Source organism: Gilliamella sp. W8128, from assembly GCF_016100545.1.
Lineage (GTDB): Bacteria > Pseudomonadota > Gammaproteobacteria > Enterobacterales > Orbaceae > Gilliamella > Gilliamella apis.
Map to the genome: position 1 here is coordinate 339,574 of NZ_JACFSE010000001.1, position 25,380 is coordinate 364,953.

Annotated in this window: 20 protein-coding genes and 1 riboswitch; of the genes, 17 read left to right on the forward strand and 3 right to left on the reverse strand. The window is 35.2% G+C overall.

Annotated elements, in window-relative coordinates; genetic code table 11:
- Positions 1 to 14 precede the first annotated feature (14 nt).
- The 6 genes from lpdA to H3U97_RS01575 all read left to right on the forward strand — a co-directional run bounded on the left by lpdA (position 15) and on the right by H3U97_RS01575 (position 9,193).
- Positions 15 to 1,439, forward strand: a complete 1,425-nt coding sequence (gene lpdA, locus H3U97_RS01550) for a dihydrolipoyl dehydrogenase (RefSeq protein ID WP_065651856.1) — start codon at positions 15 to 17, stop codon at positions 1,437 to 1,439.
- A 423-nt stretch (positions 1,440 to 1,862) separates the two neighbouring features.
- Positions 1,863 to 2,948 carry a peptide chain release factor 1 gene (gene prfA / locus H3U97_RS01555; RefSeq protein ID WP_065579244.1) on the forward strand — a complete coding sequence of 362 codons (1,086 nt, stop codon included), beginning with the start codon at positions 1,863 to 1,865 and terminating at the stop codon, positions 2,946 to 2,948.
- Positions 2,945 to 3,781, forward strand: coding sequence for a peptide chain release factor N(5)-glutamine methyltransferase (gene prmC / locus H3U97_RS01560; RefSeq protein WP_198197736.1), 837 nt, complete (start codon positions 2,945 to 2,947; stop codon positions 3,779 to 3,781). The genes prfA and prmC overlap by 4 nt, the downstream gene beginning before the upstream one ends.
- Before the next feature lie 17 nt (positions 3,782 to 3,798).
- Entirely contained in the window at positions 3,799 to 4,653 is an 855-nt protein-coding gene (gene kdsA, locus H3U97_RS01565; RefSeq protein ID WP_198191948.1) for a 3-deoxy-8-phosphooctulonate synthase, read from the forward strand.
- A 436-nt stretch (positions 4,654 to 5,089) separates the two neighbouring features.
- Positions 5,090 to 6,505 carry an OprD family outer membrane porin gene (locus H3U97_RS01570; RefSeq protein ID WP_198197738.1) on the forward strand — a complete coding sequence of 472 codons (1,416 nt, stop codon included), beginning with the start codon at positions 5,090 to 5,092 and terminating at the stop codon, positions 6,503 to 6,505.
- A gap of 9 nt (positions 6,506 to 6,514) precedes the next feature.
- Positions 6,515 to 9,193, forward strand: a complete 2,679-nt coding sequence (locus H3U97_RS01575; protein WP_198197739.1) for a beta-N-acetylhexosaminidase — start codon at positions 6,515 to 6,517, stop codon at positions 9,191 to 9,193.
- Positions 9,194 to 9,260: 67 nt separating this feature from the next.
- Here H3U97_RS01575 and rraB read toward each other — a convergent pair whose 3' ends face one another.
- The gene (rraB, locus tag H3U97_RS01580) at positions 9,261 to 9,656 is read right to left on the reverse strand and encodes a ribonuclease E inhibitor RraB (protein ID WP_198197741.1); all 396 of its coding nucleotides are present in this window, start codon (positions 9,654 to 9,656) and stop codon (positions 9,261 to 9,263) included.
- Positions 9,657 to 9,726: 70 nt separating this feature from the next.
- Between rraB and H3U97_RS01585 the strand changes: the two genes are divergently transcribed.
- The 7 genes from H3U97_RS01585 (at position 9,727) to H3U97_RS01615 (ending at position 17,999) form a co-directional block, all read left to right on the forward strand.
- Positions 9,727 to 10,557, forward strand: coding sequence for a PHP domain-containing protein (locus H3U97_RS01585; protein ID WP_198197743.1), 831 nt, complete (start codon positions 9,727 to 9,729; stop codon positions 10,555 to 10,557).
- A gap of 102 nt (positions 10,558 to 10,659) precedes the next feature.
- Complete coding sequence (locus tag H3U97_RS01590; protein ID WP_086320192.1) at positions 10,660 to 11,280, forward strand: L-threonylcarbamoyladenylate synthase; 621 nt, start codon at positions 10,660 to 10,662, stop codon at positions 11,278 to 11,280.
- 71 nt (positions 11,281 to 11,351) lie between these two features.
- Complete coding sequence (rluB, locus tag H3U97_RS01595) at positions 11,352 to 12,356, forward strand: 23S rRNA pseudouridine(2605) synthase RluB (RefSeq protein WP_086360860.1); 1,005 nt, start codon at positions 11,352 to 11,354, stop codon at positions 12,354 to 12,356.
- Positions 12,357 to 12,640: 284 nt separating this feature from the next.
- Positions 12,641 to 14,026 (forward strand): hypothetical protein, encoded by a 1,386-nt coding sequence (locus tag H3U97_RS01600; protein WP_198197745.1) that lies wholly within the window; start codon positions 12,641 to 12,643, stop codon positions 14,024 to 14,026.
- Positions 14,027 to 14,054: 28 nt separating this feature from the next.
- Positions 14,055 to 15,218 (forward strand): hypothetical protein, encoded by a 1,164-nt coding sequence (locus H3U97_RS01605; RefSeq protein ID WP_086320189.1) that lies wholly within the window; start codon positions 14,055 to 14,057, stop codon positions 15,216 to 15,218.
- A 25-nt stretch (positions 15,219 to 15,243) separates the two neighbouring features.
- Positions 15,244 to 16,638: a hypothetical protein gene (locus tag H3U97_RS01610; RefSeq protein WP_198197747.1), complete on the forward strand. Its 1,395-nt coding sequence runs from the start codon at positions 15,244 to 15,246 to the stop codon at positions 16,636 to 16,638.
- Positions 16,639 to 16,649: 11 nt separating this feature from the next.
- Positions 16,650 to 17,999: a hypothetical protein gene (locus H3U97_RS01615; RefSeq protein ID WP_198197749.1), complete on the forward strand. Its 1,350-nt coding sequence runs from the start codon at positions 16,650 to 16,652 to the stop codon at positions 17,997 to 17,999.
- A 97-nt stretch (positions 18,000 to 18,096) separates the two neighbouring features.
- Here H3U97_RS01615 and H3U97_RS01620 read toward each other — a convergent pair whose 3' ends face one another.
- Positions 18,097 to 19,113: an amidohydrolase family protein gene (locus H3U97_RS01620; RefSeq protein WP_198197751.1), complete on the reverse strand. Its 1,017-nt coding sequence runs from the start codon at positions 19,111 to 19,113 to the stop codon at positions 18,097 to 18,099.
- A 441-nt stretch (positions 19,114 to 19,554) separates the two neighbouring features.
- On the opposite strand from H3U97_RS01620, the gene H3U97_RS01625 reads away from it, so the two are divergent.
- The gene (locus H3U97_RS01625) at positions 19,555 to 19,848 is read left to right on the forward strand and encodes a putative quinol monooxygenase (RefSeq protein WP_086357150.1); all 294 of its coding nucleotides are present in this window, start codon (positions 19,555 to 19,557) and stop codon (positions 19,846 to 19,848) included.
- A gap of 59 nt (positions 19,849 to 19,907) precedes the next feature.
- On the opposite strand, the gene argS is transcribed toward H3U97_RS01625, so the two are convergent.
- Positions 19,908 to 21,641 (reverse strand): arginine--tRNA ligase, encoded by a 1,734-nt coding sequence (argS, locus tag H3U97_RS01630; protein WP_065651861.1) that lies wholly within the window; start codon positions 21,639 to 21,641, stop codon positions 19,908 to 19,910.
- A 161-nt stretch (positions 21,642 to 21,802) separates the two neighbouring features.
- Positions 21,803 to 21,911, forward strand: a riboswitch (TPP riboswitch).
- Positions 21,912 to 21,951: 40 nt separating this feature from the next.
- Between argS and thiB the strand changes: the two genes are divergently transcribed.
- From thiB to thiQ, 3 genes are read left to right on the forward strand one after another with little or no spacing between them, the layout of a single operon-like run.
- On the forward strand, positions 21,952 to 22,950 hold the full coding sequence (gene thiB, locus H3U97_RS01635; RefSeq protein ID WP_065579232.1) for a thiamine ABC transporter substrate binding subunit: 999 nt from the start codon (positions 21,952 to 21,954) through the stop codon (positions 22,948 to 22,950).
- 13 nt (positions 22,951 to 22,963) lie between these two features.
- Positions 22,964 to 24,544, forward strand: a complete 1,581-nt coding sequence (gene thiP, locus H3U97_RS01640; RefSeq protein ID WP_198197753.1) for a thiamine/thiamine pyrophosphate ABC transporter permease — start codon at positions 22,964 to 22,966, stop codon at positions 24,542 to 24,544.
- Positions 24,522 to 25,223 carry a thiamine ABC transporter ATP-binding protein ThiQ gene (gene thiQ / locus H3U97_RS01645; RefSeq protein ID WP_198197755.1) on the forward strand — a complete coding sequence of 234 codons (702 nt, stop codon included), beginning with the start codon at positions 24,522 to 24,524 and terminating at the stop codon, positions 25,221 to 25,223. Before thiP ends, thiQ begins: the two co-directional genes overlap by 23 nt.
- Positions 25,224 to 25,380 lie beyond the last annotated feature (157 nt).

A 25,380-nucleotide genomic window follows, 5' to 3' on the forward strand; every position in this document is an offset into this window, starting at 1 on the left:
GAGGAATATAGATTATGAGTCAAGAAGTTAAAACACAGCTTGTCGTTTTAGGTGCAGGTCCAGCGGGTTACTCCGCTGCCTTTCGCGCTGCCGATCTTGGGTTAGATGTCACCTTAGTTGAACGCTATTCAACTTTAGGTGGTGTGTGTCTAAATGTGGGTTGTATTCCATCTAAAGCATTGCTACATGTTGCTAAAGTTATGGATGAAGCCAAATCATTGACTGCGCACGGCATTCATTTTGGAACACCAAAACTAGAATTGGATAAAGTACGAGCTTGGAAAGAAAAGGTTGTTAATCAATTGACTAACGGCCTTGCTGGCATGGCTAAAATGCGTAAAGTCAATGTCATTCAAGGTGAAGCACAATTCACTGGTAGTCATACCATGGATGTTACTTCATCCAAAGGTATAACTAAAATTACTTTTGATAATGCTATCATTGCCGCTGGTTCAAGACCTATAACTTTACCTTTTATCCCACATGAAGACCCTCGCATTTGGGATTCGACAGATGCATTAGCATTAACTACTATTCCTAAAAAACTACTTTTAATGGGTGGTGGTATTATCGGTTTAGAAATGGGGACGGTTTATCATGCATTAGGCTCAGAGGTAGATGTGGTTGAAATGCTTGATCAGGTCATTCCAGCAGCCGATAAAGATGTGGTGAAAATCTTTACTAAACAAATTCAAAAGAAATTTACTTTAAGATTAGAAACTAAAGTAAGTACTGTTGAAGCAAAACATGATGCAATTTATGTCACCATGGAGAAAAAAGACGGAACCATTGAAACTCATACTTATGATGCGGTACTAGTGGCAATAGGCCGTACTCCAAATGGTAAACTGATCAACGCTGAAAAAGCTGGTGTAAATGTGACTGATCGTGGCTTTATCGAAGTCGATAAACAGATGAGAACAAATGTGCCTCATATTTATGCTATTGGTGATATTGTTGGTCAACCGATGCTAGCGCATAAAGGTGTTCATGAAGGTCATGTGGCAGCAGAAGTTATTGCTGGTAAAAAACATTATTTTGATCCAAAAACTATACCATCAATTGCTTATACTGAACCTGAAGTTGCTTGGGTAGGTTTAACTGAAAAAGAAGCAAAAGCAAAAGGTTTAGATTATGAGGTTGCTATATTCCCATGGGCGGCATCAGGTCGAGCGATTGCTTCTGATTGTTCAGAAGGGATGACTAAATTAATCTTTAATAAAGCTGACAATCGTCTTCTTGGTGGTGCTGTAGTTGGGGCAAATGGTGGTGAATTACTTGGTGAAATTACACTAGCAGTTGAAATGGGTTGTGATGCTGAAGATATTGCATTAACTATCCATGCTCACCCAACGTTACATGAATCAATAGGTTTAGCGTCTGAGATTTATGAAGGATCGATAACTGATTTGCCGAATGCGAAAGCAGTTAAAAAATAGAGACTTTTTATTTTATTGTTATCATTGAAATAATGCCGTTAGTTTGCTAACGGCATTTTATTTTTCTAATCAAGATTTTCAAAAATTTAAAATATTCAATATATTGGGTTATGGCTTAAAAAGCATCCCAATCAATAACATAATCAATCATAATGATGTTCATCATAGGGATAAACATTAAAGCCAAATTAAATACTACAGAGTCCTACGAAATTATCTGTACCAAACTCATTTAATCTTAATAGAAAATTTTGAGGAAAGGGGTTTTTTAATCAAAAATAACCAACTAATTTTAAAATAAATATAAAAAATAACCTTATATTAATGATTATTTCGCTATTATAAGTAGGAACTGTATTTTAAAGGCAATTAAGTATATAATGCCGGGCTAATTCATTTAATCATTAGCCAAAATAAAGAGTTATGAAACCTTCAATTATCAGCAAGTTGGAAACGCTACAAGAGCGTTACGAAGAGGTTCAAGCATTACTATCTGATGCAGCGGTTATAGCCGATCAAAACCGATTTCGTACCCTTTCAAAAGAATATGCGCAGTTAACCGATGTGGTTAAATGCTTCGCTAATTGGAAGCAAACACAAGAAGATATTGAAACCGCAAAAATGATGCTTTCTGATCCGGAAATGAGTGAAATGGCTCAAGAAGAGTTAAACGAAGCATTAAGCCAAGTAGAGCAGCAAGAAAAACAGTTACAAGTTCTATTGTTACCTAAAGATCCAAACGATGATTACAACTGTTTTGTTGAAGTCCGAGCTGGTACTGGTGGTGATGAAGCGGCTATTTTTGCTGGTGATTTAGCCAGAATGTATACTCGCTATGCTGAATCTCGCAATTGGCGTGTCGAAATCATGAGTTCAAATGATGGAGAACATGGCGGATATAAAGAAGTTATCATGCTAGTGAGTGGTGATGGTGTATATGGACAGTTAAAATTTGAATCTGGTGGCCACCGAGTTCAACGTGTACCAGAGACTGAATCACAAGGACGAATACACACATCGGCCTGTACTGTTGCTGTTTTACCAGAAATTCCAGAAGCTGAAATGCCAGAAATCAATCCTGCAGATTTGAAAATTGATACTTATCGATCATCAGGTGCCGGTGGTCAGCATGTTAATACTACCGATTCAGCAATTCGTATTACCCATATTCCAACTGGCATTGTAGTTGAATGTCAGGATGAACGTTCACAGCACAAAAATAAAGCTAAGGCGATGTCAGTATTGGCTGCCCGTATTCAAGATGCTGAAATGCGTAAACGTCAACAAGAGGAAGCGTCAACCAGACGTAATTTACTTGGTTCAGGTGATCGTTCAGATCGTATTCGAACTTATAACTATCCTCAAGGTCGAGTTACCGACCATCGTATCAATCTTACTATTTATCGTCTAGATGAGGTCATGGAAGGTAAATTGGATATGTTGATTGAACCAATTGTACAAGAATATCAAGCAGATCAACTTGCAGCGTTAGCGGAACAGGATGAATGACCTATTTACAATGGCTTAAATCTGCATCACAAACTTTAACCGAAAGCGAAAGTCCAAAACGTGATGCTGAAATTTTATTAAGTTTTGTCACACATAAAACACGTACCTTTTTGATGGCTTTTAGTGAAACATTATTAACTGATGATGAACTAATTGCTTTAGATGGCTATTTAAAAAGACGTCAAGAAGGGGAACCGATTGCCTATATCACTGGAGAAAAGGAATTTTGGTCATTGAAGTTTAATGTTTCAAATTCGACCTTAATTCCAAGACCAGATACCGAAAAAGTTGTTGAATTAGGTTTAGAGTATTTGCCGAAAGTCCCTTGTGAAGTTTTAGATTTGGGAACAGGAACCGGTGCTATCGCGATTGCTATGGCCACTGAGCGACCAGATTGTTTATTTACGGCGATTGAGAAAAATAAAGATGCTTTGATTTTAGCCCAAAAAAATGCCAATCAAATAGGCGTGAACAATGTTTATTTTTTGCAGGGTGATTGGTATAAACCAATTAAAAATCGTAAATTCTCAATGATAACCAGTAATCCTCCATATATCGAGCCAACTGATATTCACCTATCTCAAGGCGATGTTCGCTATGAACCAAGAAGTGCCTTAGTTTCTGAGGATGATGGCCTTGCTGATATTAAAGTAATAATTCAAGGGGCTACCAAGCATTTAAATCAATATGGTTGGCTGCTTATCGAACATGGCTGGAAGCAGGGCTTAGCGGTACAAACTATCTTTAAACAACATGGATTTCAATTAGTTGAAACCATAACCGACTATAGTGGCAATGACAGAGTCACCCTAGGTCGTTGGTTTAAACCTTAACTAGGAATAAATTTATGATTAAACAAAAAAGAGTAAAAGTCGGTAATATTACGGTAGCTAATGATTTACCATTTGTATTATTTGGTGGTATGAATGTGCTTGAATCTCGCGATTTAGCGATGAGAATATGTGAGCACTACGTAACAGTAACCGATAAATTAAATATTCCTTATATCTTTAAGGCTTCTTTTGATAAAGCGAATCGTTCATCGGTTCACTCTTATCGAGGACCAGGATTAGAAGAAGGAATGAAAATATTCCAAGAATTAAAACAGCAGTTAGGGGTTAAAATTATTACTGACGTGCACACTGAAGAACAGTGTCAACCTGTGGCTGATGTTGTTGATGTTATTCAATTACCGGCTTTTTTAGCAAGACAAACCGATTTAGTTGTAGCAATGGCGAAAACTGGTGCAGTAATTAATGTAAAAAAACCTCAATTTGTTAGCCCAGGCCAAATGGGTAATATTGTCGAAAAATTTGAAGAAGCAGGTAATGACCAAGTGATTCTTTGTGATCGTGGTAGCTGTTTTGGTTATGATAATCTAGTTGTTGATATGCTTGGCTTTAATGTCATGAAGAAAGTCAGCCATGGATCGCCAGTGATTTTCGATGTAACTCATGCATTACAATGTCGTGATCCAATGGGAGCAGCATCAGGTGGTCGTCGTGGTCAAGTTACTGAGCTTGCTCGTTCGGGGATGGCCGTTGGTATTGCAGGACTATTTTTAGAGTCTCATCCAGACCCGAGTAGTGCAAAATGCGATGGTCCTTCCGCATTACCATTAGCAAAACTCGAACCATTCTTACAACAGATGAAAGCCATTGATGAACTCGTTAAAAGCTTTGCAGAGCTTGATACTGAAAAATAATTTAACTTCAAAATGACTAATTATTAAGAGAAATGCTATGCATTTCTCTTTTTTATTGCCTGTTTTTTATCAGCGACTTGTTTTTAATTATTACTCTTTGCTAATTCCTTTCTTAATGTCATCTCCGCAAAATTTAGAAAAAATAATTAATTAATTTATTCGGTAAAAAAAGCGTGGCGAATTTCACTAAAAAAAGCCAAATTTTTATTTTTTTGGTGATTTAGATCACGAATTTAGATCAATTAATTTGCGAACTAAAATATGTTTATGCATTATAAAAATGCATATTTATCCTATTTCTACCTTAAATATGTTCCAAAAATGTTGTTTAGATAGCAATTCAAAGTAGTAATAAATTCAGTTTGACTTATAAAAACCAATTAGTTATTAGGGAATTTAGTGGTCAGTTACACAGTATAATTTTAGGGAAGCAACTATGAATCATAATAATTTACCGGTTTTACCCTGTCGTTTTAATCTTTTTACTAAACTTTTTTTATCTATTACCGTGTTAACCAGTATATGTCCAGCACAAGCTGAGTATGTCAGTAATTTTGTCGATGATGCATCATTAACTGGAAACATATTTTTCTGGAATCGTGATCGGGAAAGAAAAAACCTTGACGAACATAAATACCAAAAAAACCTCAGACATTCATCATTTAATACCAATTTAGACTTTAGGTCAGGTTATATTGCCGATCGACTTGGTATTGAATTAGGTGGTTATGGCGCTTGGGAAGTCAGTAATGGCGGTAACGGGCATCCAAATGAGATTGGTTTTAGTGGTGCTAATACTCGTTGGAATGAAGATTGGAAAAAAGATGTTAGTGGCTTAAGTTTTTATAAAGCACAACTTAATTTTAAACTTGATGAGTTGTTTTGGATCAAGGCCGGTTATATTCAACCTTCTGGACAAACTTTATTAGCTCCGCATTGGAGTTTATTACCAGGTACTTATCGGGGAGCAGAAGTTGGCACCGTACTTGATTTTGATGCTGCTGGTGCTTTATCCATGTCCTATATGTGGACAGATAAATACAAAGCGCCTTGGTATAAACGCCTCTATGAATTCAAACGCTGGGGAAAAGGCAAAAAAATCAATTTTCTACACTCAGCCGGTATGAAATATGATTTTAAGAATGATCTTGTACTTGAAAGCGCCTTTGGCCAAGCTCAGAATTATATGAATCAATTTTTTGCGAAAGCTTCTTATAAAACAGATGTGTTAAATAATCCACTAACCATGAGTTATCAGTTTTATGGCGCTAAAGACCAATCTCATAAAGGTGCCAATGTTTATGATGGTTTAGCGTGGTTGCAAGCAGCGACTTTAGGTTACCAAGTTGGTCCTGTTGGTTTACGACTTGAAGGTGTGTCTGTAAAAGCAGAAGGTGAACAAGGGTTCTTCTTACAACGTATGACGCCTGATTATGCATCATCTAATGGGCGATTAGATGTTTGGTGGAATTCACGTTCTGACTTTAATGCCAATGGCGAAAAAGCGGCATTTTTTGAGGTCACCTATGATCTAGGCCATTTAAACCATTATTTAACAGGTTGGAAAACCGGTGCATCTTATGCTTATGGTTGGGATGCCAAACCAGATTCAAAAGCAAAAAATCAAAAAAATCGTTTAGTAGAATCGGCTTATAATTTTGATTTAGGTTATACAATTCAAGATACATGGGCTAAAGATACTTCATTCCAATTACACTACACTAAATATAACAACCATGAAAATCATATCAACAGCTGGGGCGGTGGTTATGGCAACATTTTCCAAGATGAACGTGATATTAAATTTATTGTTACTTTCCCTTTCACCATTTTCAATGCTAAACAAAAATAGGTAACCGATATGAAAAAGTTTAAATCAGCTATACTTGCTACTTCGATCACATCATTATTAACTCTAGGAGCCAGTCAATCAGTTAATGCTTCACAACAAATAGTTGATACGATGAGTTCACAACTGCGTTTAAATTATCAAATAGTCGATAATAATGCCGTTAATGATGGGGTAGATTGTGCAGCATTGGGCGCAGATTGGGCTTCTTGTAACAAAGTGACCCTAACGCTTAAAAACAACGGTCCAGCAATAACCAGTAAAGATTGGGCTATCTACTTCCATAATATTCGCATGATTTTAGCGGTAAATAATGACCAGTATAAAATTACCCACGTAACCGGTGATTTGCATAAATTAGAACCAACAGAAAAATTTACCAATATTCCTGCTAACTCACAGGTAACTATCCCAGTTATTGGTGAATATTGGCAAATAAGTGAAAGTGATGTGATGCCTCGCTGGTATGTAACTTCAACTGATGCTAAACCTAAAATAATTGCCAACACCAATACTGATTCTGATAATTTGTCAGCATTTGTGGCTCCATTAGGTGAACAATGGAAGATATCACCTAATGACCATAATATATTAATGACCCCCAAAAACCGCTATCAACGTAATAATGATATTCAAAAAATTGATGCTGATTTATTAAAAGGTCAAATTTTACCAACACCAGTTAAATTAACGGTTGGTAAAGAATCTATTACCCTAAATCAAAGTGGTGTTAATCTCATACTTAATGGCTTAGCAAAACCAAGCCAATTAGTGTTAGAAAAGCATTTCAAACAATTAAATATTGCTGTGACAAAGCAAGGGTTTAAAGTCAATGCATCAATTGATAAAACTGCATTTGAAAAAGGTGTAAATGGCAGTTATAAACTAGATATAACCCCACAAGGTGCAACTATCGTAGCATTTGATGAAAGTGGAATTTTTTATGCTGTAGAATCGATATTATCGTCAATAACAGTTAGTAAACCGCAAATTATTAACACACTTTCAGTTGAAGATGCCCCTCGTTTTGATTATCGAGGTATGATGCTAGATATCGGTCGAAATTTCAAAAGCAAAAAAGCGGTATTACAGTTACTTGATATGATGTCGAAATATAAGATGAATAAATTTCATTTTCATTTAAGTGATGATGAAGGTTGGCGAATTGAGATCCCCGGCTTACCAGAACTCACTGATTTTGGTAGTAAACGTTGTCATGATTTAACTGAAAAACAGTGTCTATTACCGCAACTTGGATCTGGGCCAAACAGTGACAATAATGGCAGTGGCTACTTTACGCGCGCAGATTATATCGAAATCGTTAAATATGCCAATGCGCGATTTATTGAAGTGATCCCTGAAATAGATATGCCAGCCCATGCCAGAGCGGCTATCATGTCAATGGAAGTCAGATATCAACGCTTAATGAAGCAAGGAAAAACCGAAGCTGCGAATGAATATCGATTACTTGATCCTACTGATACTTCGAACACTACTACGGTGCAATTCTACAATCGCCAAAGTTATCTAAATCCATGTTTAGATTCTTCGAAAAAATTTGCTGATAAAGTAATTAGCGAAATAGCCAAAATGCATGTCGAAGCAGGGCAACCGATCACAACATGGCATTTTGGTGGTGATGAAGCTAAAAATATTCACTTCGGCAACGGTTATCAAGATATCCATGCAGCTAAAAAAGAGGCGGGTAAAGGCTTAATAGATCAGAGCGTTGAAGATCATCCATGGGCAAAATCACAAGCGTGCCAAACTTTTGTTAGTAAAGGTGTTGTAGAAAATATCGAGCATTTGCCAAGTTATTTTGCTATTGAAGTAAGTAAAATCATCAAAAATAATGGTATTAATCGCATGCAAGCTTGGCAAGATGGCGTAAAATTTGCTTCCAACGCCAAAGCTTTTGCTACCGATGAAGTGGTGGTCAATTTCTGGGATAACTTATATTGGGGCGGATACGATTCAGTCAATGAGTTTGCCAATAAAGGCTACAAAGTGATAGTTTCAAATCCTGATTATGTCTATTTAGATATGCCTTATGAAGTTAATCCAAAAGAAAGTGGTTACTATTGGGCTTCACGCTTTAATGATGAACGCAAAATATTCAGTTTTGCACCGGATAATTTACCACAAAATGCGGAAACCTCATTCGATCGCAACGGTGACGCCTTTGCCGCTAAAGGTACCATGGATTGGCCAGGCGCCTATGGATTATCAGCACAAATCTGGACGGAAAATATTCGCACCGATGATAAATTGGCCTACATGGCTTATCCTCGACTATTGAGTGTTGCCGAGCGGGCATGGCATAAAGCTGATTGGGAAACTAATTATCAAAAAGATCGCGAATTTGAAAAAGGTAAAACACAATATGTTGACCAGCAAAAACTGCTAAATGATTGGAATCAATTTGCTAATTTAATTGGCCAACGAGAATTAGCTAAATTAGATCTTGCTTCAATTAACTATCGCCTTCCTGTTCCTGGAGCGAAGATTGAAGATGGCAAATTAGTTGCTAATGTTGTTTTTCCTGGCTTAACTATCGAATATTCAACCGATAAAGGCGAAAATTGGCAGGCTTACAATGGCCCGGTAGCGATAAATAACAACGCTTCGGTTTCGCTTCGTACAGTAACGGCTGATCATAAACGAACTAGCCGTGTTGAACAATTAAATTAAATGTTAACACTATTCTTATCCGTCTGGTGGCGGATAAGAATAGTCATAATTAACCGCTGATTATTTATTAATGAATGGTCTCGCTAACGTCATCTTCATCGAATTGGTCATCACTACCATCTTCAAAATAGGTTCCCCAACCGTCATAATTAACGTTAAATTGGTTTGCCAGTGTAATGATTTCGGCGATTTGCGCATTAATTAATTCAGCATTTAATGGACTTTCAGTAATAATATCAAAACCAATTACCACATTACCTGCATCATCAACATCTTCATCAGGATCGGTTGCCTCATAGCCTAATTTATAAGCTTCAACAGCGACTTTTTCTAGTTTATCAAAGTCTTGTGATGAAATATGATGTTCAATAATATACAGCGCATGTGGATCACTTCCATCTTCTAAAAGTTCTTGAATAATAGCTAGCGTATCTTGCTGAGCAAGCTGAATTTGATCTTTCATAATATACCTTTTAGTGGTCGTGCAAATTGTGTGGTATATTACACGTTTAAAAATAATTTTCGAGAAAAAAGTGATCGTTGACTTACATTCGCACACAACTGCATCAGATGGAATTTTAACGCCAAGTGAACTGGTCAAAAGAGCTGTTGATAATCAAATCAATATGCTAGCGATTACCGATCACGATACTATCAAGGGCTTGATAGAAGCGAAAGCGACCATAGAACGAAATAATTTGCCAGTTAAATTAATCTATGGTGTTGAAGTGTCAACAATGTGGAAGAATAATGAAATTCATATTGTTGGTTTGAATATCGACATTGAAAATTCCCACTTGCTTGAATTATTAACTGCACAAGAACAAAGTCGTATTGATAGAGCAATCAGTATTAGTGAAAAATTAGCTAAAGTGAGCATCGACAATGCTTATGAGCAAGCCCAACAATTTTCTAAAGGTGATATTGTATCTCGAGCTCATTTTGCCCGCTTTTTAGTCGCTAATAATTATGTTAAAGATATTAAACGAGCATTTAAAAAATATCTGGGTAAAAGTGGTTATGCCTACGTTCCTGCCAAATGGTGTAGTATTGCTGATGCGGTTAATACGATACATGCAGCAGGTGGACAAGCGGTGTTAGCACACCCGACACGCTATGATTTGACCTTAACTAAACTAAAATTATTAATTAGTGAATTTAAATCATATGGTGGTGATGGTATTGAAGTTTCTCAGAGCCGCCAAACTCAAGATGATTTACAACGATTAGCAAAATTGGCTAATGAATTTGAATTACTTGCATCACAAGGTTCGGATTTCCACGATTTGCTTAATTACCTTGATCTTGGTAAAACTACACCATTGCCTGGTAGCGTTACACCTATTTGGCATAACTGGATATAATAAATATATTAAACTAAAATAGTATCAATTAGCGCTATAAACCGTGATGAAAAAGCCCTTTCCTCACATTTTTTTAACCTGCTATCAATAAAGAAGAATATTATGAGCCAAACTTTTTATATTCATCCTGATAACCCACAAACAAGGTTATTAGATCAAGTCGTCAAAATATTAAATGATGGTGGCGTCATTGCATTTCCTACTGATTCAGGTTATTCGCTAGGTTGTTTACTTGATAATAAATATGGTGTAGATCGTATTTGTCAAATCCGTAATCTGGATAAACACCATAACTTTACCTTAATGTGCCGTGATTTATCTGAGCTTTCTTCTTATGCTTTTGTTGATAACACTACTTTTCGATTATTAAAAAATAATACCCCAGGTAAATATGTTTTTATCTTACAAGCGAGCAAGGAAGTACCACGACGTTTGATGAATGAAAAACGCAAAACGATTGGACTGCGTATTCCTGATAATAAAATTGATTTAGCGCTTCTTGAATTATTAGGACAACCTTTAATGACAACTACGCTTATTTTACCTAATGAAAATGAAGCTCAGTCTGATCCCGAAGAAATTGAAGATAAAATTGGTCACCAACTAGATGCTATCGTTCATGGTGGTTATATTAGTGAACAGCCAACAACCGTGATTGATTTAACTAACGATTATCCAGATATTATTCGTCAAGGTAGTGGTGATATCAAACCATTCGAGTAAACAAATTAATAATATATCAATGAGTTATTGAGTTAATAAATGATACCTGAGAAGGTAACAGTGAGGATTATATGAAACAAAATAGATCTGCATTTTCCAAAAAACAACGTGGAGCAGATAAACTAATTGAGCAAGAAAGTGATATCGCTCGTAAAAAAAATACCAAATTAAGCCAAACGTCGAATCGTAAAAGTTCACAACCAGATAATACTGAAAAATTACAAAAAGTATTAGCCAATTTAGGTAATGGTTCACGTCGTGAAATTGAAGCTATGATAGTGGCTGGAAAAATTAGTGTTGATGGTAAAATCGCGACTTTAGGTGATCGCGTAGATGTCAATGCTAGTCCAAAAATTCGTATCAATGGTCATTTAGTTCAGTTAAGAAGTAAAGAAAAAGAGGTTTGTCGTGTTCTAGCTTATTATAAACCCGAAGGTGAAATTTGTTCTCGAAATGATCCACAAGGGCGAGCAACAGTGTTTGAGCGATTACCTCGCTTAAAAAATGCCCGCTGGATTAACATTGGTCGACTTGATATAAATACATCGGGTTTATTGCTATTTACAACGGATGGCGAATTGGCAAATCGCCTTATGCATCCAAGGCATGAAATTGAACGTGAGTATGCTGTTCGAGTATTTGGTAATATTACCGATCAACAACTTAATCAACTTCGTAAAGGTGTTCAGCTTGAAGATGGTCCCGCTGCATTTAACTCCATTAAACCTCAAGGTGGTGATGGATTGAATCAATGGTTTAATGTCGTTATTACTGAAGGTCGCAATCGAGAAGTCCGTCGGATGTGGGAAGCAATTGATGTTCAAGTTAGCCGCTTGCTACGTATTCGTTACGGTAATATTACTTTACCGAAAGGTTTATCTCGTGGCACATGGATGGAATTAGGTATTGATTCTGTTAATTACCTACGTGAGTTAGTTGGCTTACCAGCTGAAATGAAAAGTTTTACAACAAAATCATCGTTTGACAAACGTATTGTTAGACCAAAGCGTATCAAACTCAATCAGTCTAGTCGAACTACTCGTCAAAAAGCGAATAAAAAACCAACACGAATATAAAATTTTGTTAACCCTTAAATAAAAATGATTATTTTATTTAAGGGTAACATCATCCCGCCAATTAATTTTAAACATTTACCAAAACCACTAATAGCATTTATTGTTAATAATTAATAACAAAACGTAAAAAAAGTAGCAATAAAAGTTAATAATTAGCTAAAAGTTTAGCATAAACTCAACCAACAGTTTTTTAATAAACTGATAAAAATAGCCATTTTTATATAAACATCAAAAAATGGATATGAAATAACTAGTAATAAAAAAGAAGTAAAGAAAGGAAGTTTATGCGCACGATTATTGCTATTTTTTGTATATTTTTATTAACGGCATGCCATACGCGAACAGCCGAAGATGCATTTAAGGAAGGTCGCTATATAGAAAGTATCAATCTTTTAGCTGCCAGTTTGGATGAAAAAGGGCCAGCAAAGTTTGATCAACAGGACGCTAAGCGCCTGCAAACTATTGTTAGTAATGTAATGCAGTTTTATGAAAAAGACCTAAATTACTTCCATCAATATGATTATCCACAAAAAATAGATGCATATAAGCATTTATTAACTATGAAAGAGATATTAAGTAATCGCTTTTATTCTGAGCACATCAGTTTTTTCAATGATAAATATGACACTAGGCAATTAAAGCAAACTCTTGCTAAAGAGTATTATGATTATGGTAATTACATCACTGGCACTGACAGTGAAAGTTATCGAACAAAAGCCGAATTATATAAAAATAGTTTGTCATACGACAATTATAAAAATGCCGCCACTTTATATAAAAATGCCAATACTAAATATATGCAAATGGCAGCCAAAAATTACTATGACCAAGGTAAACAATTCGAACAACAGTTAAATTATAAAGCTGCTGCTCAAGCCTTTAGTCAGGCTTCATCGATATACAAACCACTAGGTAAATATAAAGATAGTGACAAACTTGCGAAAGAGAATGACAAAAAATATGCTACCCAGCAGGCTCAAGAGGCTTATCAACAAGCTAAACAACTGGCAATGAATGCGACAAAGCGTTATGAATATCGAGAAGTTGCCAAGTATTATGCGCAAGCAGCATCTATATATCAGCCATATGGACAATATTTTGACGCCAGTTCATTAGCTGATACTTATGCTAAAAAAGGCATAATTAAAGTTTATTACTATGGTTCAAGTTTCACCGATGAAATAAGAGATAAATTAAGTGCAAATTATATTCAATTTGCCAATTACTCGAGTGGTGCAGAGATAGATATTCGAATTGACTTTAAAAGTGATTTTGTCGATCTAGATAAATCAGAAACCAATGAAACTAAGATTGAGCAAGTCTTTGATAAATACATTGAAGCAAAAGATAAAAACGGTAATACAACTCAAATCAAAACTTACAAAGATCAACGATATAATTTACAAACAGTAACTCATAGTAACAAATTAACCCTAACGGTTAGCATTGAGGTTCACGGTATCTATAGTTATAGCAAATCATTTAAAATTCAAGAAACCTCAGTTAAACATGACTATATTTATAGTGGTAATGTACCTGCCCAATTTCATAATCATAGTGATGGACGCTTAAAATCGAAAGATGATTTATATACTCAAGCCAAAAGAGATTTATTATCCGAGCTAAACTCAAGATTAGACGATATAGCCAAAGATCTTTCATACCTATAATGGACAATTTTTAATAAGGAAAAATAAAATGAGAATTATTATTGCAAGTTTATTAATGTTTTTATTAGTGAGTTGTACTCACGAACGCACATCTCAAAATGCTTATGCTGAAGGGAACTATCTTGAAAGCATCAATCTATTAGCGGCAAAAATAGAGGAAAAAAGTGAAGCAAACTTTAAGCAAACTGATGCCGAAAAACTCAGTAAGCTGGTTAATGATGTGATGAACAAATATGAGGATGAATTAGCTAGCACCACTAATACTGATTATAAAAAACGCATTGAAATCTATGAAAAACTGTTAGAGATGAATAAGCGCTTAACTAACCGTTTTTATAGTACGGAATTAGTAAACGTTTTAGATAAATATCCTGCTGAAAGTTTGAGGCAAAACATTGCTAAAGATTTGTATGACCAAGGGGTAAATTTCGAAACCCAAAACGACTATAAAGCTGCAGCTGAGGCATTTAGTCAAGCATCATCAGTATATCAACCTCTAGGTAAATATAAAGACAGTGACAAACGTGCGTATAATAATGGTAAAAAACAGGCTACTTTAATGGCAGAAGAGGCTTATCAGCAGGCAAAAATGCTTTCAGAAATTGCAATGCAACGCCTAGAATTTCGTCAAGTTGCCAAATATTATGAGCAAGCCGTGGATGCTTATCGTCATTATGGACGTTATAAAGATGCTACTTCTTTAGCTAACACCTATAAACGCAAAGGGATAATAAAAGTTTATTGCTATGCTTCCGAATACTGCTCTGAGGTAAAATTGTTACTAAATAAGGATTATGTTACCTTTGTTTCTTCTCCAGTTGGTGCTGATCTCAAAATTAAAATAACTGTTGATAAAGAATATAACAGTACAAGATCACAGATTGACATACCAAACACCCGAAAAGTATTTGATAAATACATAGAACATATCGATGCTCAAGGGAATAGGATTCAAATCCCAACGTTAAAAGATGAAACTTACTATACGAAATTGGATACTAATAACAATAGTTTAAGTCTAGAGACAGTAGTAAGGATGGAAGGAATTATTGACTTTTCTGACACTATCTATGCAAGAGCTTCAAGCTATTATGAAAATGATGATGATTTACTACCAGTAGCAAAAAGAGAACTGATCACTAAATTAAGATCATTGCTAGAAAGTACTGCTCAAGATCTTTGTTCCCTTTAATGGACAATTTTCAACAAGGAAAAACATGATAAGAATTATTATTGCCGGTTTATTAATGTTTTTATTAATGAGTTGTACTCACGAACGCACATCTCAAGATGCTTATGCTGAAGGGTACTATCTTGAAAGCATCAATCTATTAGCGGCAAAAATAGAGGAAAAAAGTGAAGAAAACTTTAAGCAAACTGATGCAGCCCAGCTGTGTCAGTTAGTCACTGATGTAATGAATAAATATGAGGATGAATTAGCCAGCACCAATAATACTGATTATAAAAAACGCATTGAAATCTATGAAAGACTGTTAGAGATGAATAAGCGCTTAACTAATCGTTTTTACAGTGCGGAATTAGTGAACTTTTTTGATAAATATCCTGCTGAAAGTTTGAGGCAAATTATTGCTAAAGATTTTTATGATTATGGTAAATCAATCACAGGTACTGATTCTGATAGCTATCATACAAAAGCTGAGTTATATAAAAGTGGTTTGTCTTACTACAGTTATAAAAATATTGCTACTTTATATAAAAATGCTAATAGCAAATATATGCAGATTGCCGCTAAAGATTTCTATGATCAAGGTAGAAATTTCGAAAAACAGAAAGATTATAACGCTGCGTCTGAGGCATTTAGTCAAGCATCATCAGTATATCAACCACTAGGTAAATATAAAGACAGTGATAAACGCGCTTATGATAATGCTAAAAAACACGCTACTTTAATGGCCGAAGAGGCTTATCAAAAAGGAAAAAATCTGGCAAAAGGCGCTGACAGACGCTCAACTTTTCGTTCAGTTGGCGAATATTATAGGCAAGCCGCAGACGTATATAGTCGTTTTGGACGTTATAAAGATGCAGCTTCTTTAGCTGAAAAGTATCTTGATAAAGGTTTAATATCGGTTTATTTTCATTCAGACGATCACTGTTCTGATGTAAGCTCAGCTTTTTCTGCTAATTATCTCTCCTTTGTCAGTTCTCCATCTGGTGCAGATATCATAATTAATGTGACTTGTAATAGCCGTTATTACTCCCCTCAACAATCGTATAACATGGAAATAAAACGCGAAAAAGTATTTGATAAATATGTAGAACAGACTGATGCTCAAGGGCATACAACTCAGGTCGAAACTTTTAAAGAAGTGTCTTACAACGAGTCAACCAGAACTTATCGCAATAGCTTAACATTATTGACTGAAATAAGCGTTACAGGACTTATTAATTCAAGTAGCTCATTTACTATAGAAAAATCTTCAGAAAAATATGAGGTTCACTATTGGGGGGGAGATGTACCTTCACATGTACATGACTATAACGAAGGTGTTTTAGAATCTCCACATGAATTAGAACAAAGAGCTAAAAGCGAACAAAGTGCTGAATTAAGATCAATACTTGATAGTATTGCTCAAGATCTTTCATATCTATAAAGGGAAACTTTATGAAAATTAAAAAATTAATGAAAATTATTTTGGCTTCTTTATCAATATTTTTATTAGTTGCTTGTGCGCACCAACGCACATTTCAAGAAGCATACGCTGAAGGAAGTTATATTGAAAGTATCAATTTATTAGCGACAAAAATAGAGGAAAAAAGTGAAGCAAACTTTAAGCAAACTGATGCTGCCCAGCTGCGTCAGTTAGTTACCGAGGTGATGAATAAATATGAAAATGAATTAGCTAATACCACAAAGGCCAATGATGAACAACGCCAAGAAATATATGAGAAATTATTAGAGCTTAATCAGCGTTTGAGTGATCACTTTTACAGTTCCGAATTAGCATTCTTTTTGGATAAATATCCTAGTGAACGTCTAAAACAAAATATTGCTAACTTTTATACTCAACAAGCAAATGCTATCCCAACTAATTCTGCTGGTGATTATGAAGAAAGAGCAGCGTTATATAAAAAATCTTTAGATAGATATTACGATAAAAATATCGAAAAAGCCTATATTCATGCGGATACTAAATATAGGCAGCTTGCGGCACAAACATTATACAATCTTGCTAAACAGGAAATACGGAGTGGTGATTATAATGCAGCGCTAGCTTGTTTTAGAACTATTGATGTTATTTATAAGCCATTAGGTCAATACAAAGATACTGAAAAATTAGCTCGTTACTATGAAAAAAAAGCGAGAAACAAAGAAGCGTTTGATTCTTATTCTCAAGGTGAAAAAATAGCTAAAAATGCGACTCGAAGTTATCAATATCGACAAGCAGCAACAAATTATCAACATGCCGCGAATACTTATGCAAAATATGGTAATTATCGAGATTCGGAACAAAAAGCAATAGAGTATACCACCAAGGGTCAAATAAGACTATATGTGACAGGTAATACAAATGCATTTTCTAATTTTGTTGAAGATTATTTCAAAAATGATGATGCTATTATATTAGTTAACAACAGTACTGGTAGTGACATTACTATTAATCTTAGTGAAGATGAGCGATATTCTGAAGATGGCGGTTCAGTAACAAATGACACTAAAAAGAATGGTGAAAAAGAATATAATTTACAAACTGAAACATTAGTAAATAATTATAGTTTAAACCTTAGCGTAAATATTTCTGGATTAAGTGGTTATTATGACAGATTTTCAGCTGAAAAAAGTTCAAGACAAGTTAAGTATACCTACACTGGTGATAAACCTAGTTACGAATTTGATAGTACAGACGGTAATTACTATTCTCGTAGTGAATTAAGACAACAAGCAGAAGATGATATAAAATCAAGTCTTAGCAATTACCTTTCTAGGCTTTCTTCAGCAATTCATGAATTATAAATAATAATCAATAAATATAATCCCACTCAGTTATTCTCTGGGTGGGATTTTTATTTTTAAAGATGATTAAATCTCAGTTAAATTTTTAATCAGACAATTATTCGATGCCTAATACCATACGCCCATTTTTGGTGGCAACATTTACCACATTATCTAAATCTGTATAACGACAGCCAGTGACTAATAATTTAAGCTCTTCCCACATATTACCGGTTGAAAAAGGTAACATATAATCACTGACGTTATCTGTTCCAATAGCAACAGGTATCCCGGCGGCAGCAAGTTCATCGACTGGCGTTAATGAATTGCGGGTAGGGCCATGTTCTTCACGGCGCGGGCTATCGATCCAAGCAAATGGGCAAGCAATTACCATCATTTTAGCTTCTTTCATTTTTTGGTAGAGTTTTTGACGATATTCTAAACTATGAGCGGTAATTGAAATACTATGAATAGCCACCACGCGACCATGCATACCATGCTCAATAGTTTTATCAGTAAGTTGCTCGGTTTCGATTTCATCTGATGAGTTAAACTGGTCAACATGAACATGTACCATTTTGCCTAATGCTTTACCGGTTTGCATTAACACATCTAAATGTTTTAATCCCATTCCTTCACCATGATCTCGCTCATCTCGACGCGGCAAACCACCAATAATATCTACTAAATCAGCACCTTTATCAAACCAGTATCGGGCTTCTTTATCAATAACTCCTTTAAGAGTTTGATTAACTAATTTAATCGTAATATCGTTTTTATATGTTTCACGAGCTCGTAGCGCACCTCTAATTGCTCGCTCTTCGGCAATCGGATCAATGTCAACAAATGAACCCATGGCAGTAACACCTTGTTCAATCATGCGTTCAACCGCCATGCTAAAATGACGATAATAATCATCTTCGGTCATTGCTGCTTTCACTTTATCAAGCGTGTCCCATTTTTCAATTAAAGTCTGTTTTTGGTAGACATCAAAACTATCTACAGTGATAGTAAAAGCACGATCAGCATGCATATGTGAATTAACCCAACCACCATTTTGTTTAATTTTGTTCATCAAATATGCTTTCAAGCTCTGATCTCGACTAGTTGATAACATTTGTTTATTATCGGTCATAATGCGCCTCTAAAATTTGGTTACTATTTAGTTTTAATAAAAAATGGATAAAAAAAATCCCCCAAAAAGGAGGATCAAAATAAACCTGTTAGGATATTTCTTATAGCAATGAAAACACAAGTTGTCATGGAAGTTTACACTTTATTATTTTTCCGAAGTGGGAAAGATTTTAATGGATTCATTGTTAAGATCAAGTATTTTAATTTTAAAAATATTTAAATAAATGAAAAGGTTAAAGTATTATTTTTTAGATTTTTCAAACTAAAAAAAGTCTATTTATAATTTCAAAGAGTAAACTATTAAATTACATATGCCTAACTTACTATTTAATAATAAGTATAGTGGTCGAAAAAATGAGATTAGCATGGTTATTAAAAGCTGTTTATTCTTAACAGTAGGATTTCAATCATTACAAAACAAATTTACTTATAAGGGTAGAATATGTCACAACTAAACATTATTGCCACCATTACGATAAAACCAGAGTATCATGAAGCATTTAAACCTATATTTAAACGATTAGTTATCGGTAGTCGAGCTGAACATGGTTGTGTTCGCTATGAGCTGAATCAAAGTATTGAGAATCCCAATATTTATATAGTAGTAGAAACATGGCAATCACAGCAGGCGATTGACTTACATAATACAACGCCACATTTTGTTGAATTTGCTAATTTTGCCAAGGAGCATGTTGATGGATTATCGATTTGTATAGCTAAACAGGTTGATGTCTAAGAGGATAACTAAATACCAACAAAACCACCGATATTTAATCATATCGGTGGCAAATAAGCTTACATTTTGTCAACGGTTTTAATGCCAAGCATATCTAAACCCGTTTTAAGCGTTTTGGCTGTTAATGAGGCCAGTTTCAATCTGCTAACTTTTAAACTCTCATTTTCGGCAGCCAAAATAGGGCAGTGTTCATAAAAACTTGAAAATAGGGTAGCGATATCATACAGATACGCGCAAAGAACATGTGGAGTACCTTCGGCGGCAACAGTTGTGATTGTTTCATCAAATTGATTCAAACGAATTGCTAACGCTCGTTCCTTTTCAGTACCTAAATCGATATGACCATCTAGATTGTCTTCATTGATATTCGATTTTTTAAATACTGAAAGTACACGGGTATAGGCATACTGTAAATAAGGTGCTGTATTGCCTTCAAATGACAGCATATTATCCCAATCAAATACATAATCAGTCGTTCTATTTTTGGATAGATCAGCATATTTAACCGCACCAATGGCAACAGCATCAACCACTTGAGCAAGCTCGGCATCAGAAAGATCAGGATTTTTGCTTTTAATTAATGTTGCGGCTCGCTCGGTTGCTTCATCGAGTAGATCATTTAGTTTAACGGTATCACCTGAACGCGTTTTAAAAGGTTTACCATCTTTACCTAACATCATACCGAACATATGATGTTCAAGTTTTAAAGATTCTGGGACATATTTTGCTTTATGCACAATCGCCCAAACTTGTTCTAAATGTTGGTGTTGGCGTGAATCGGTATAATATAAAATACGATCCGCGTGTAAGGTTTCATAACGATATTTTGCACAGGCAATATCGGTTGTTGCATAAAGATAACCACCATCTCGTTTTTGGATGATAACACCCATTGGTTCGCCTTCTTTATTTTTATACTCATCTAAAAACACAACAATAGCGCCTTCACTTTCAACGGCTAATTTTTTCTGTTTAAGATCGGCAACAATGCCCGGAAGCATACTGTTATAGATACTTTCACCCATGGTATCTTCTAGTGAAAGTGTGACATTGAGTCGCTTATATGTGGCAATATTTTGCGTCATGGTAATATCAACCAGTTTTCGCCACATTTCACGGCAATACTCATCACCACCTTGAAGCTTAACGACATAATTACGGGCTTTTTCAGCAAAGACCTCATCTTCGTCATAATGTTTTTTGGCTGCACGATAAAAAGATTCTAGATCCGATAGATCCATATCGTTGGCCTGTTCATTTTGCATTTTTTCAAGGTAAGCGATTAACATACCAAATTGGGTTCCCCAATCACCAACGTGATTAGCTCGAATCACATTGTGACCAAGAAAATTTAAGACTCTAACACTCGCATCACCAATAATAGTTGAGCGTAAATGACCAACATGCATCTCTTTTGCTACGTTTGGTGCTGAGTAATCAACCACAATAGTTTGTGGTTTAGCTGGTAAAGTGATATTCAATTTATCGCTACTTAACGCTACTTCGTTCTGCTCGGCAATCCAACTATTTTTTAAAAAGATATTAATAAAACCCGGGCCAGCTATTTCTACTTTATCGGCAATATCTTCAATATCCAGATGTTGTAATACTTTTTCTGCCAATGCGCGTGGTGGCATAGCCAATTTTTTAGCGGTAGCCATGATACCATTTGCTTGATAATCACCAAATTGAACTTTGGCTGATTGCTTGATTAAAGCATCACAGTTTTTATCTGCACCAGCCATAATCATTGCTTGCGAAACTCGTTGCGTTAATAGTTGTTGAATATTCACATTGTACCTAATCAATAATCATAAAATGAGGCATATAATACCGACAAACACAACAATTGTCACTGATTGCCTGTAATCTTACCTTGTTTTAATATGTATAAATTTGTATTTATCAACACCTCGCCTGTTTACAATTCTATTTGCTACCACTAAACTACTCATCGTTCTCAACGGGGTGCCCTGAAGGGCTGAGAGTGTCAGAAAAACTGACATAACTCGTCGAACCTGAACTGGATAATACCAGCGGAGGGATTTGAGTTATTATATCTGCTCAAACCTTTTGTCTTTTACACATTACTTTGGAGGCAAAATGTTTCGTAAAAACTTTTTACTATCTGTTATATTTTCATTTTCACTATTTAGTCATCTAGCAAATGCACAACAACCAACCCTAACCGTTTATAGTTACAACTCATTTATGTCACAATGGGGGCCGGGTGAAGCAATTAAAAAAGGCTTCGAAGCGCAATGTCATTGCCAACTTGATGTTGTCACATTGGGGGATGGCGTATCTGTTTTAAATCGCATTCGCCTTGAAGGCGACAAAACAAATGCGGATGTTATTTTAGGATTAGATAACAATCTATTAGCACAAGCCAAGCAAGCTGATATTTTAATTCCACATCAAATTAGTAAACCCGATAACCTCAATACCGATTGGTGGGATGATAGTTTTATTCCTTACGATTTTGGCTATTTCGCTTTTATCTATAATCAAGATAAGATCAAAAATCCTCCTCATTCATTACATGAATTGGTCGAAAACAAAGCTAATTGGAAAATCATTTATCAAGATCCTAGAACCAGCACTCCAGGACTAGGTTTATTGTTTTGGATGAAAAAGGTCTATGGTGACGAGGCGGCAAATGCGTGGCAACAAGTTGCTAAACATACGGTCACAGTAACTAAAGGTTGGAGTGAAGCCTATGGTATGTTCTTAAAAGATGAGGCTGATTTGGTATTAAGTTATAGCACATCGCCGATAGCACATATTATTAATGAAAATAATCATAGCTACGCAGCCGCGATTTTTGCTGAAGGTCACTATCGCCAAGTCGAAGTGGCTGGCATCATTAAATATAGCCAAGAAGTCGATTTAGCTCGACAATTTTTACGTTACTTACTAACACCTGAGATACAACGGCAATTTGCTGAAAAAAATGTGATGTATCCAATTATTAAAACCGATCTACCCGATGCCTATAAGCAAATTAATACCATTGATAAATCGCTAGAATTTACACCGGAAGAGATTGAAAAACATCAAAAAGGCTGGATTCGTGAGTGGCAGTCAGCAATAAGTAACTAGTTAAGTATTATTAATGTTAAAATTCAGATCATTATTACCAGGTATCAGTGCTGCTAGTTTAATTTTAATCATATTAAGTTCAGCACTTCTCGCTATCTGGAAATTTGCCTTGCAGTCAGGAAATTTAACCATCTATTTTGATAGTTACATATTGCATATTATATGGATAACTTTTTACCAAGCTGTATTGTCGACATTATTATCACTAATCGCAGCCATATTAATGGCTAAAGCATTATCTTTAGTGGATTTTAAAGGTAAAAAGTTGTTATTGAAAATGATGCCTATTACCTTTATCTTACCAACACTAGTTGTTGTGACTGGTTTACTATCGGTTTATGGGCGACAAGGTTTATTATCAAATATCTGCCAAATATTACACATACCATTCTCATTTTCAATTTATGGTTTACACGGCATTTTATTGGCGCATGTATTCCTGAATTTCCCTTATGCCTGCTGCCTATTTTATCAAACCTTACAAAGCGTACCTATTGAACAAAAACACTTAGCTGCGCAATTAAATTTTAGCAATGTAACTTTTTTTAAAATTATTGAATGGCCATTACTGCGTAGACAAGTATTACCTATGGCAGCATTAATTTTTATGTTATGTTTTTCAAGTTTTGCCATTGTTTTAGCATTAGGTGGCGGGCCAAAATATACCACGCTTGAAGTTGCTATTTATCAAGCAATTCGTGATTTTGATCTGTTACAAGCAGCATTACTTGCCTGTTTACAATTAGTTTGTTGTATTGCCTTCGTTGGATTAATGCAAAAGATAAACAGAATCGATAAAAAATTAACGCTAAAATTTACTCAAACAGACTATCGTTTACCTCAACCCAAAGGATTAAAAATTGTTAGTTCAGTGCTAATTTTGATCGGTGGATTATTTATACTGTTACCGATGCTGACCATCCTTTTTCAAGGTATCTATTTCTTTCAATTTTCACTGTTGACCTTCTCATTACAGCAAGCTTTATTTTTTTCAATCATTATTGCTATTGGTTCATCAATTATTGCCATGACACTCGGATTACTATTACTTTGGACCAACAGTCGACTACTGATAAATAGACAACCGCGATTGAGTAATGGACTATTATTAATTGCATCACTGATTCTAGCCATACCAAGTATGGTATTGGCATCAGGATTATTTTTATTACTATTTGACTATAGTAATAATACCGTTTTTATCTGCTTATTGATGATGGTTTGTAATGGATTGATGGCGTTACCATTTATTATAAAAAATCTTACCGTTCCAATGTATGATATCACTGCTCAATATTGGCGACTTACCCAATCACTGAATATTAATGGTTTAACTCACTTTTATCTAATTGATTTTAGAGGGTTAAGAAGAACAATATTAATGAGCTTTGCATTTGCTGGCATCTTGTCATTGGGCGATTTTGGTGTAATTGCTTTATTTGGTGGGCAGTCAGTCACCACTTTACCTTATTATTTATATCAGCAGATATCGCATTATCAATACAAAGAAAGTATAGTAACAGCAGCAATTTTATTAATTTTATCATTTAGCTTATTGGTTGTTATGGATTATGATCGAACTTCAAAAAACTGAGTATCAATATGATAACTTCAACATGCACTTTGTGCTTAATATTGCTGCTAAAGAAAGAGTAGTGATTGTTGGCCCAAGCGGTGCAGGCAAAAGTACATTACTCAGTTTAATTGCCGGATTTATTTTTCCTCATTCAGGGCAAATTATCCTAAATCATCAAAACGTCACCACGACTTTACCGGGTAAACGGCCGGTATCGATGCTATTCCAAAACAATAATTTATTTAGCCATCTCACTGTCGAACAAAATATAGCGTTAGGTATTAAACCATTATTAAAACTTAGCCGAGCAGAACGGACAATAATTGGTGACATATTAGTGCGTGTCGGATTAGAAGGCTTTAACCAACGTTATCCCGAACAGCTCTCAGGTGGTCAACGGCAACGCGTTGCACTGGCACGCTGTTTAATACAACATCGTCCAATTTTACTCCTTGATGAACCATTTTCTGCCCTTGATCAAGCATTACGTTTTGAAATGCTAGCTCTTGTTAATCAAGTATGTAGCGAATTCAACCTTACTTTAATGATGGTCTCGCATTATTTAGATGATTCTCTTCACCACTTCTCACGTTGCCTTGTTATTGATAATGGAAAAATTATTTTTAATGCAGCACCAAAACAGTTATGGCATTCGGAAAATGAAAAAATTGCCAATTTATTAGGCATTGAAAGTTAGAATTTTAAGTTGAAAAATTTTGAGGAACGGGGTTTTTAAAGCCAAAAAATCCCCTAAAGTTTCTTCGAAATCGGTTTTAAAACTAAAATTAGCTTGCTATAAACATAAGAGTTTATTTTGGCAAATAAGTTTGGTGTATTTAATTTAGCGACATTCG